This window comes from Protofrankia sp. CiP1_Cm_nod3 (genome assembly GCF_982290655.1).
Genome location: NZ_CEVIVD010000171.1, coordinates 1 through 8,828, shown reverse-complemented (window position 1 = coordinate 8,828; position 8,828 = coordinate 1). Strand labels below are relative to the sequence as shown.

Annotated in this window: 7 protein-coding genes; all 7 read left to right on the top strand. The window is 74.3% G+C overall.

What is annotated here, in order from left to right; genetic code table 11:
- Positions 1 to 44: 44 nt before the first annotated feature.
- The 7 genes from AC5LUJ_RS21445 (at position 45) to AC5LUJ_RS21415 (ending at position 8,494) form a co-directional block, all read left to right on the top strand.
- Complete coding sequence (locus tag AC5LUJ_RS21445; protein WP_493465609.1) at positions 45 to 1,361, top strand: JAB N-terminal domain-containing protein; 1,317 nt, start codon at positions 45 to 47, stop codon at positions 1,359 to 1,361.
- Positions 1,358 to 2,440, top strand: coding sequence for a hypothetical protein (locus tag AC5LUJ_RS21440; RefSeq protein WP_493465608.1), 1,083 nt, complete (start codon positions 1,358 to 1,360; stop codon positions 2,438 to 2,440). Before AC5LUJ_RS21445 ends, AC5LUJ_RS21440 begins: the two co-directional genes overlap by 4 nt.
- On the top strand, positions 2,437 to 4,782 hold the full coding sequence (locus AC5LUJ_RS21435; protein ID WP_493465607.1) for an AAA family ATPase: 2,346 nt from the start codon (positions 2,437 to 2,439) through the stop codon (positions 4,780 to 4,782). Before AC5LUJ_RS21440 ends, AC5LUJ_RS21435 begins: the two co-directional genes overlap by 4 nt.
- Entirely contained in the window at positions 4,779 to 6,014 is a 1,236-nt protein-coding gene (locus tag AC5LUJ_RS21430; protein WP_493465606.1) for an AAA family ATPase, read from the top strand. The genes AC5LUJ_RS21435 and AC5LUJ_RS21430 overlap by 4 nt, the downstream gene beginning before the upstream one ends.
- Positions 6,007 to 6,780, top strand: coding sequence for a molecular chaperone DnaJ (locus AC5LUJ_RS21425; RefSeq protein WP_250291569.1), 774 nt, complete (start codon positions 6,007 to 6,009; stop codon positions 6,778 to 6,780). Before AC5LUJ_RS21430 ends, AC5LUJ_RS21425 begins: the two co-directional genes overlap by 8 nt.
- Before the next feature lie 195 nt (positions 6,781 to 6,975).
- Positions 6,976 to 7,272, top strand: a complete 297-nt coding sequence (locus tag AC5LUJ_RS21420) for a hypothetical protein (RefSeq protein ID WP_250291568.1) — start codon at positions 6,976 to 6,978, stop codon at positions 7,270 to 7,272.
- A complete protein-coding gene (locus AC5LUJ_RS21415) occupies positions 7,265 to 8,494 on the top strand; it encodes a hypothetical protein (protein WP_250286620.1) in 1,230 nt (409 codons plus the stop codon). Before AC5LUJ_RS21420 ends, AC5LUJ_RS21415 begins: the two co-directional genes overlap by 8 nt.
- The last annotated feature ends 334 nt before the right edge of the window (positions 8,495 to 8,828 follow it).

Genomic DNA, 8,828 nt, shown 5'->3' with positions numbered 1-8,828 from the left:
GGTGACGACCCGCAGGCCGGGGCTGGGGCCGGGGCTGACGGACGATGAGCGCCGGGAGCACCGAGGTCGAGCTGTACCGGACCGACGACTACGTCCGGGTCGGTCGGGTACCGCTCGTCCCGTTGTTGCAGACCGTCTTCGAGCGGGTGCTGGGTGAGGCTCTGGTCGGCAGCCGCTTCGAGCTGCTGTTCCTGCCGGTCGCGGACCGTTCCGAGCTGGCCGGCAGCCCCTCGGTGGTCAATCTCCGGTCGAGTCACGGCTACGTGCGGGTGCGCATCGTCCGGGACGGTCGGCTGCTCTACCAGCATCCGCACTCGGTCCGGGAGATCATCGCCCGGCCGTTGCAGCGGCTGCTCGCCGAGCAGATCCCGGCGGAGAAGCACTGGGGGTTCGGTATCCGCGGCCCCGGTTTCGACCGGGTGGCCCTGGTCCGGCCCGCCCCGCAGGTGGAGGGCCGGGTTGAGGTGACGGTGGGTTCCCGCCGTCCCCGGGCCTTCCATCTGGAGGAGATCCACGAGCCCGACCCCCCGGCCGCGACTCTCGCCGATCTCGTCGCCGACGTGGCCAGGACACCCGGTGCCGACGTCAAGATATCCGGCGCCGAGATGTCCGGCGCGGACGCCGAGATACCCGACGCCGAAATACCCGCTGAAATACCTGACGTGGATGTCGTGCTGCCCGTGGCTGACCGTGACGCCGATACCGACGCAGGCGCAGACGCAGACGCCGGTGCCGGCGTCCGTGCTGGTGCCATGCTTACGGCCACGGCTGCGCCGGGAGTCACGGTGGTGATCGACCGTGACGTCGCCGACGCCCTGAAACGCCGGACGGAGTTCTCGGCCGAGGTGGAGGAAGGCGGTTTTCTCGCCGGTCACGTCTACCGTGACGCGGACCGTCCCGGCAGCCACCTCGTGAAGATCACGGCGGCGATCGCGGCGGAGCGGACCGGTGCGTCCCTGTTGCATTTCACCTTCACCGGCGAGAGCTTCCTGCGGATCAACGAGCAGCTGGCCGGCCGCGGCCGGGACGAAAGGCTCGTCGGCTGGTACCACACCCACCTGTTCCCGGCCACCGGCGAGATCGGGTTGTCGTCGGTGGACGTCGAGCTGCACACGACCACGTTCCGCCGGCTCTGGCAGGTCGCCGGCCTGGTCAACATCGACCGGGACGACCCGCGGGATCGGGTGCTGCGCTTCTACCACGCGGAGGCCGCCGATACCGCCGATACCGCCGACGACGGAAGTACGACAAGCGCACCTACAACAAGCGCAGGAGATACAAGAGGTACAAGAAGTGCAAGAAGGACGCGGGATGGTGGCGAGAGCATGGTGCTCACCCCCTACTGGGAGACCACCGGATGAACGCGGAGACGACCGCGTGCCGGGTGCTCGCCTGGGCCGCTGACACCGCAGGCCGGCCGGCGGGTGACGCCACGGGACGGCCGGCGCCACCGCCGGTCGGTCCGTTGCGGGAAGCCGGCGCGCTCGGCCGTCCCACCGCGGGCACTGTGACGGCGTTGCGGGAGCTGATCCGTGACACGGCCGCCCGGCTCGGGGCGGGGTCGCCTCCGTTCGCCGATCCGGCGCCGGTCGGCCCGGGTGCGCTGCTGCTGGCGGCCGCGGTCGGCGGGCGGGCCCAGCCCGCCGCGGCGCGGGCACTCGCCGAGGCGGTCCCGGCGCCGAGGCTGTCCGCCGGTGGCTGGGCCGACGCCCTCGCCCGGCATGCGGTGGTCGCGCCGGCACTGTCGGTGTGCCGACCCATGCCCGGCGCCTCGGCACCCGGGCAGGCGGCGACAGCTGCGCCAGCCTCGACACCCACGCAAGCGGCGGCACCTGGGCAAGTGGCGACAGCCGGGCAAGTGGCGACAGCTGCGCCGGCCGCGGCGTCCGTGGCAGCCGCGCCGGTCGTGCCGGCGGCCGACCGGACGATCGACGCCGAGCTGGCCGACGCGCTGCTGCGGGCGTCCATCCTGACCGCGGTGCTGCACCGGCCGCCGCTGGGCCGGCTGGCCGGGGGTGCCACCGCGACGGAGGCCGCCGCCGCGGTCGGCCTGCTCGGCCGGCCGCGCGGGCGTGCCGTGCTGACCGCGGCGCTGGCTGGGTGGTCGTCCGACCCGGCGGTGCTCACCTGGCGGACGGAACTGCTGACCCGGCTGTCCCACGAGCATCCCGATGTCGTGCTCGACACCTACCTGCTGGCCCGGCTGCGCCACGGCGCCGACTGGGACAGGCGGCTGAGCGCGGCGGCCCGTGCGCTCTCCGGTGCCGGCCTGCCCGACGACCTGCCTGTCGCCACCGTCCGGTTCTGGGCGCCGCTGGCCGTGCTGGACCAGCGCGACCCGGCGCTGATCCGCTCCCGGACGTTCCTGGACGGCCATCGTGACGCGCTGAACCTCGTCCGGCGGTACCGGCTCGCTCTGTCGGTGGCAGGTGCGGCATGAGCGCGGGCCTCCTCAGGCTGAGGCTCGTCCCGCTCGATCCGACGGCGTTTCATGATCGATACGTGCTGGCCGAGACCGACGAACCGGAGCTCACTCTCGGTGAGCTGCTGGCCGACCTGCCGGCGTTCAGCCTCACCCCGCTGGATCCGGCCTACCTGGAGGTGCCGGTCCGGCGGCTTGTCCTGGAGCTGGCCGAACCCGACCCGTCGACCCCGCTGCACCTCCCGCCCGGCCTGGACCTGACGGCTCTCGCCGCGGCCGGCTCACCGCGCGACGGTGGACCGGCGGCTGGCGCCGACGCCGGTGCCGGCCCCGGTGCCGCGGTCGGCGCCGACCCCGATGCGGACACCCGTGCCGGCACGGCCGAGCGGAACACCGGCGCGACCGGGCAGGTCGTGGCCGCGGAGCCCGGGCATCCGGAGACGCTGAGCGAGCGGGAAGCCGTGCTGATCGCGCACGACATGGAGATCAACCGGGCCGCCGCGTACCTGGAGAGCGGCATGTCGGTCCTGGTGCGCTGCGAGAAGCTGCTCGTCGAGCACCTGGCCCACGAGATCGCCGGCCGATCCGGGCGGCCCCAGCGGACGCTGCGGCCCGTCGGCGGCGCCGGGGCGCCGGGGATGCCGTCCGGCCTGGGGGAGGCGACCCCGCTCGGCGGCGGGCGCCGCGCCGAGCTGCTGGCCGCGCTGCAGGCCGCGGTCACCGACGCCAAGCCCGGTGACGTGGTGGTCGTCCCCCATCTGGACCTGCTCGCCGGCGGCAGCGACGCGGCGCTGACGAGCGAGGCCCGGGAGCTCACCGACGTCCTCTACGAGCGCAGCGCGTGCGTGCTGCTGGCGTTCACCGACCCGTCCCTGGTGATCCCGGAGGTGCTGGCCAACCGGTTCGCGGTCCGGCTGTCGATCGAGATCCTGCCCCGGGAGGTGGCGACCGGCTCCGGCGCGCGGGTGCCGGTCGGGCGGGCGCTGGTCACCCGTGGGGAGGCCGAGCTGTTCGACGGCTTCGACGCGACCGACCTGTACAAGTACGTGGCCGGGATGAACGCCGTCCGGCTGCGCAACGCCCTGCGGTTCGCCTACCACCAGCACCGCCCGACGCTGCGCCAGGGCGACCGGCGGCCCACCTTCGCCGACCTGCGTCACGAGCTGCGGGTGTTCAAGGCCCGGACGTCCAGCTCGTTCGAGGTGCCGAACGTGCCGTTCTCGGCGATCGGCGGCTACGCGGACGTCAAGGCCGAGCTGACGCGGGCGCTGACCATCATCGGCGGCGCCGTGGACCTGCCCGCCCACCTGCGCCACGACCTGGTGCCGCGGGGGTTCATCTTCCACGGCCCGCCGGGCACCGGCAAGACGCTGTTCGCCAAGGCCGTGGCCGCCCGGCTGGCCGCGACGATCCTGGTGGTCAGCGGGCCGGAGGTCACCGACATGTACGTCGGGGAGAGCGAACGCAAGATCCGCGACCTGTTCGCCGAGGCCCGCCGCAACGCCCCGGCCGTGGTCGTCTTCGACGAGTTCGACTCGATCGCGGCCCGGCGCACCGGCCGGGACGACGGCGGCAGCCGGGCCGGCAACGCGATCGTCGCCCAGCTGCTCACCGAACTCGACGGCTTCCGCCCCGAGGTACCAGTTCTGATCATCGGTACGACCAACCGGATCGACCTGATCGACGACGCGCTGCTGCGGCCGAGCCGGTTCCGCCCGATCCGGATCGACCTGCCGGACGAGGACGCCCGCCGGGAGATCGTCCGGGTGCACGCCGGCCACTTCGGCATCCCGGTCAGCCCCGTCCTGGTGGACGCCATCGCGCGGGCGACCGAGGGGCTCAACGGCGACGAGATCCGCTCGGTGTTCCGCGACGGCCGCGCCGACGAGCTGGTCGGCGACCCGAGACGGCCCGCCGACGCCCGCCGGCTCGGCGAGCTGATCGGGGCGCTGCGCGCGGCCCGGCAGCGGCGGGAGCTGGAGCGGAACCCGCGGCCGGGCCGCTCCGGCGCCGGCCGGCAGCGGGTGGCCCTGGTGGCGACTCCGGATCACGTCCCCTCCGCGGGCGCCTCCGTGGGCGGGGCGGGGACCCGTGGCGCGGGCACGAGGGGCGCCGCCGCCGGCACCGCCACGGCGGGCACCGGTACGGTCACGCGTGGGGCCATCCGCCCGGCGGGCGGCCCGGCCGGCGAGCCGATCGGGGTCGCCGGGGTCGCCGGGGTCGCCGGCCGCCGTGGCACCACGGATATGCTCCCGATCGTCACCTATGGGGAAGAGTTCACCACAGACGGGAGCCCCCAAACCGGGACGTCCCGCGACGCCAGTACCAGTCCTGGCCGGGGGGAGAGCACCACGCCATGACCACACCAGCGACCGCACCGGTGACCACGCCGGCGCTGGACCAGCCGACCAGGGTGCTGGCGCGCACGTTCGCCACCCGGCTGCGCGACGTCCGGCAGGACTTCGTGGACCGGGACGAGGCGGTCGACCTGCTCGCCCTGGCCGTCCTGTGCCGTGAGCACGTCCTGCTCGTCGGGCCGCCGGGGACCGCCAAGAGCAGCCTGCTGGAACGCTTCCGCCGCACGCTCGACGCCCGTTACTTCAGCTATCTGCTGACCCGGTTCACCGAACCGGCCGAGCTGTTCGGGCCGATCGACATCCGGCGGCTGCAGACCGAGGGCGTCTACCAGGTGAACACCGCCGGCATGCTGCCCGAGGCCGACATCGCCTTTCTCGACGAGGTGTTCCAGGGCAGCTCGGCGATCCTCAACACCCTGCTCACCCTCATCAACGAACGGACCTTCCACAACGGCACCCAGGCGGTCGGTGCCAATCTGATCACGCTGCTCGGGGCGTCCAACGACATTCCGGACGACCCGGTGCTGGCCGCGTTCAGCGACCGGTTCCTGCTGCGCTGCCGGCTCGACTACGTCCCCGACGACGACATCGAGGACGTCCTCACCCTCGGCTGGCGTGGCGAACAGGAGCTGATCAACGCGGTGGCGGACGGGGCGGCCGCGGCGGACGGCCCGGCCGGGCGGACCCGGGCCGGGTTCGGCCTCGCCGACCTCGGCCGGCTCCAGCGCGCCGTCGCCGACATCGACCTGACCGCCGTGCGCGGGCCGTTCGCCCGGATCGTGCGCTCGCTGCGCGCCGAAGGCGTCGTCTTCTCCGACCGGCGGGCGGTGAAGGCGCAGAAGACGTTCGCGGCCCGCGCGCTGCTCGCCGGCCGTGCCGCCGCCGAACTCGCCGACCTCGCCCCGCTCGTGCACCTGTGGACCGACCCGCGGGACGAGCAGACGATACGCCGGATCGTCGCCGACGCCGGAGTGCCCGTCGACCAGCCCGGCCGCACCGTGCGCAGCCTCGGCGAGCTGCGGATCGATCTTGCCGAGCTGGCCGGCCGCCGGGAGGAGGCGTCCCGCGCCGAGGAGTTCCGGGAGCTGCTGCGACGCGGCCAGCGGCTCGTCCTGGAGCTGCGCCGCGACCATCCCGACGCCCGTGACCTGCTCACCGACGTCCAACGCCACCAGCGGGAGACGATCACCATCTACCGGGAACGGTTCGCCGAGGAGGAGCTGGTCGATGTGTAACCCGCGCCGGGTCCGCGTCCGCGCCACCCGTGACCTCAGCGACGCCTGGGAGCAGGAGATCCGCCGCCAGGTGACCCGGCGCGGGCAGGCCACCGGCGACGCCCGGGTCCGCGAGCCGCTGGCCGCCGGCATCGGCGCGCCCACCCTGGCCGCGTTGACCGGCGTCCTCGCCCGCACCGCCGGGTGGGAACGTGACGGCGAGTCGTTCCGGCACGCCCTCGACGGCGGCTGGCTGATCTACCATCCCGCCACCCGCGAACTGGAGATCGTTGCGGAGGCCGTCGCCGAGGTGACGGCCTCCGGCGAGGCCAGCGCGGTCGTCCGCGGGCAGCTCGCCGAAACCGTCGAGGCCGAGGGCGAAGGCGTCTACTACGACGACAACTACGGCGGCCGGACGCAGCGGTACGCCCACCGGGAGGCCGCGCGCAACGCCGAGCGGGCTGTCGACGCCCAGGTCGAGGCGCTGCTCGCCGCCGCCCGGCAGCGGGCCGACACCGCCGAGGGCGCCGCCGTGGAAGCCACCGCCTCGGCCCGCGCGGACACCGCCCTGGCCGAGGCCGCCGCTGCCCGCGTCGAGGAGCTGCGCCGGGAGGCCGCCACTCGGCTGGTCACCGTCGGTATTCAGGGGCGCAACATCTTCCACCAGGCGCTGGCCGGCGCCTACCGGGACGCGATCCTGGCCTACGCCCGGGCCCGGCGCGCCGAGGGCATCACCTGGTCGGAGAACGACGGCGTCCTCGACATCGAATTCGAGCTGCGGATCTGACGGCCCGGCCGGATTCCCGACTTCGGGCCACGGACCGCGGATTTCAGATCCTGGATTCCGGATTACGAACCACGGACACGAACCACGAACCACGGACACGAACCACGAACCAGGACCATGAACCGCGAGCTATGAACCACAGGCTATGAGCTGGCGGGCCACGTGTTATTGATTACGGGATTCGGGGGGTGAGGCATGCGGGTCCGGGTGAAGTTCCGTTACCGCGCCGACACCGGTGAGGTCGAGGTGTTCCGCGTCGAGGACACCAGCGAAGGCGCGCCCGCGGCCGACCACGACGCCCGCCACGACCGGATCACCGCCGACGTCGCCCGCATCGTCGAGAACAACGCCCTCATCGAGCAGGAGGCCCCGCAGCCCGTACCGCTGCTCCAGGAGCGACAGGTGGGTCAGGAGCAGCAGGCCAGGCAGTGGCCCGCCGAGGAGGAGCCGTCGACCGGACGGGCCGAACGAGGGCAGCGGCTTCATGACTGACCATGTGCTGCTCGAGCGGGCCGCGGACTGCTACCTGCGGGCGGGGCAGACCGTCGAGGCCGCGCGCTGCTACCGGGACGCCGGCTCCTTCCAGCGGGCGGCGGAGCTGTCCATCCGGACCGGCCGGTACCGGGACGCGGCCGCCGACTACACCGCGGCCGGCCTCGTCCACGTCGCCGCCTGGCTGCTCGTCCACAACCTGGACGACCCGGCCGCCGCCCGCGCGTCGCTGTCAGCCGATCCCGATCCCGGACTGTCCGGAATATTCGGTTTGTCCGGTTCATATGGGCCGGCCGGCCCGGCGGCCCGGGCGGCGGACGCGACAGCTGAGCCGGCTGAGATGACGGCTGGGCCGGCGGCGGCCGGGCGTACGGCCGGTTCGGTGGTCACGGCGGCGGACGTGCCCGCTGGTTCGGCCAGGCCGGTGGCCGCTCCCGCCGGATCGGTGGTCGGGACCGCCGAGATGGTGGCCGGTTCTGCCGGGTCGGTGGTTGGGACCGCCGAGATGGTGGCCGGTCCCGCCGGGTCGGTGGTTGGCGCTGTCGGGTCGGTGGCCGGTTCTGCCGGGTCGGTGGTTGGCGCTGACGGAATAGTGGTCGATTCTGCCTGGTCGGTGCCCAGCGCTGTCGGGACGGCGATCGGTCTCGCCGGATCGGTGGTTGGTGCTGTCGGGATGGTGCCCGGCGCCGTCGGGAGGATGGGGGAGCCGGCGGTCGCGTCGGTGTTCGACGTCCTGTCGCGGCGGCTGGTGCTGGCTCGCTGCGATGTCGCCGACGGGCTGCCCGCCCGGCGCGTCCTGCCCGTGCTCGCCGACGTCCAGGCGGTGCTGGCCGAGCCGCCGGTCGCCGAGCCGCTGTGGCCCGTGGCCGCGGCCGGCCTGCGGGTCGAGCAGTGGGCGGTCGCGCTGGCCGAGGCCGCGCACCGCTACGACCAGGTCGCGCTCGTCTTCGCCGCGGCCGTGCGGGGGCGGCGCGCCGGCGCGGAGCAACGCTGGGCCGAGTGGTCGCTGCGGGTCCTGCGCACCGAACTGGTCCTGCCGCCGGCCGTCCCGGCCGCTACCCCACCAGCCACCACCGCCCCGGCCGCTGCCGGCCCGGCTCTCGCCAGGGCCGCCGCCGGCCCGTCCGGCGGCCGCGTGCCGTTTGCTCCGGGTGGGCCGTCCGTCCCCGCCGGGCCGTCCGTTGCGCCGCCGGGCCCACGACCAGCACTTCCGCGAGGGTAGCCGATGGCTTTTGGTTCTGACGGCCCGGCGTCCGGCCAGGGGCGACGCCGGCGCCCTTTCGACGTGCAGGAGATCCCGTCGGAGGAGGTTCCGGCTCCGCAGACAGCGGAGCCCGGCGGCCCGCCGCCCGCCGCCGGCCCGCCGGCATCCTCGCCCCCATCGCCTCCGGCCGCGGGCCCGGTCGCGGGCCCGGTCGCGGGTGCGGGTGACGGGAACAGGCCGGCACCATGGTCACCGCCGACGGCCACGACTGGCCCGGACGGCTCCGGGGGCTCCGGGGGCTCCGGGGGCATTGGAGACGCCGGCTGGAATGGGCCGGTTTCGCCGGCGTCTC

Bases quoted from the DNA above. Each gene is read 5' to 3' on its own strand.
- AC5LUJ_RS21445 (WP_493465609.1), top strand. From the start codon at position 45: ATGAGCGCCGGGAGCACCGAGGTCGAGCTGTACCGGACCGACGACTAC.
- AC5LUJ_RS21440 (WP_493465608.1), top strand. From the start codon at position 1,358: ATGAACGCGGAGACGACCGCGTGCCGGGTGCTCGCCTGGGCCGCTGAC.
- AC5LUJ_RS21435 (WP_493465607.1), top strand. From the start codon at position 2,437: ATGAGCGCGGGCCTCCTCAGGCTGAGGCTCGTCCCGCTCGATCCGACG.
- AC5LUJ_RS21430 (WP_493465606.1), top strand. From the start codon at position 4,779: ATGACCACACCAGCGACCGCACCGGTGACCACGCCGGCGCTGGACCAG.
- AC5LUJ_RS21425 (WP_250291569.1), top strand. From the start codon at position 6,007: ATGTGTAACCCGCGCCGGGTCCGCGTCCGCGCCACCCGTGACCTCAGC.
- AC5LUJ_RS21420 (WP_250291568.1), top strand. From the start codon at position 6,976: ATGCGGGTCCGGGTGAAGTTCCGTTACCGCGCCGACACCGGTGAGGTC.
- AC5LUJ_RS21415 (WP_250286620.1), top strand. From the start codon at position 7,265: ATGACTGACCATGTGCTGCTCGAGCGGGCCGCGGACTGCTACCTGCGG.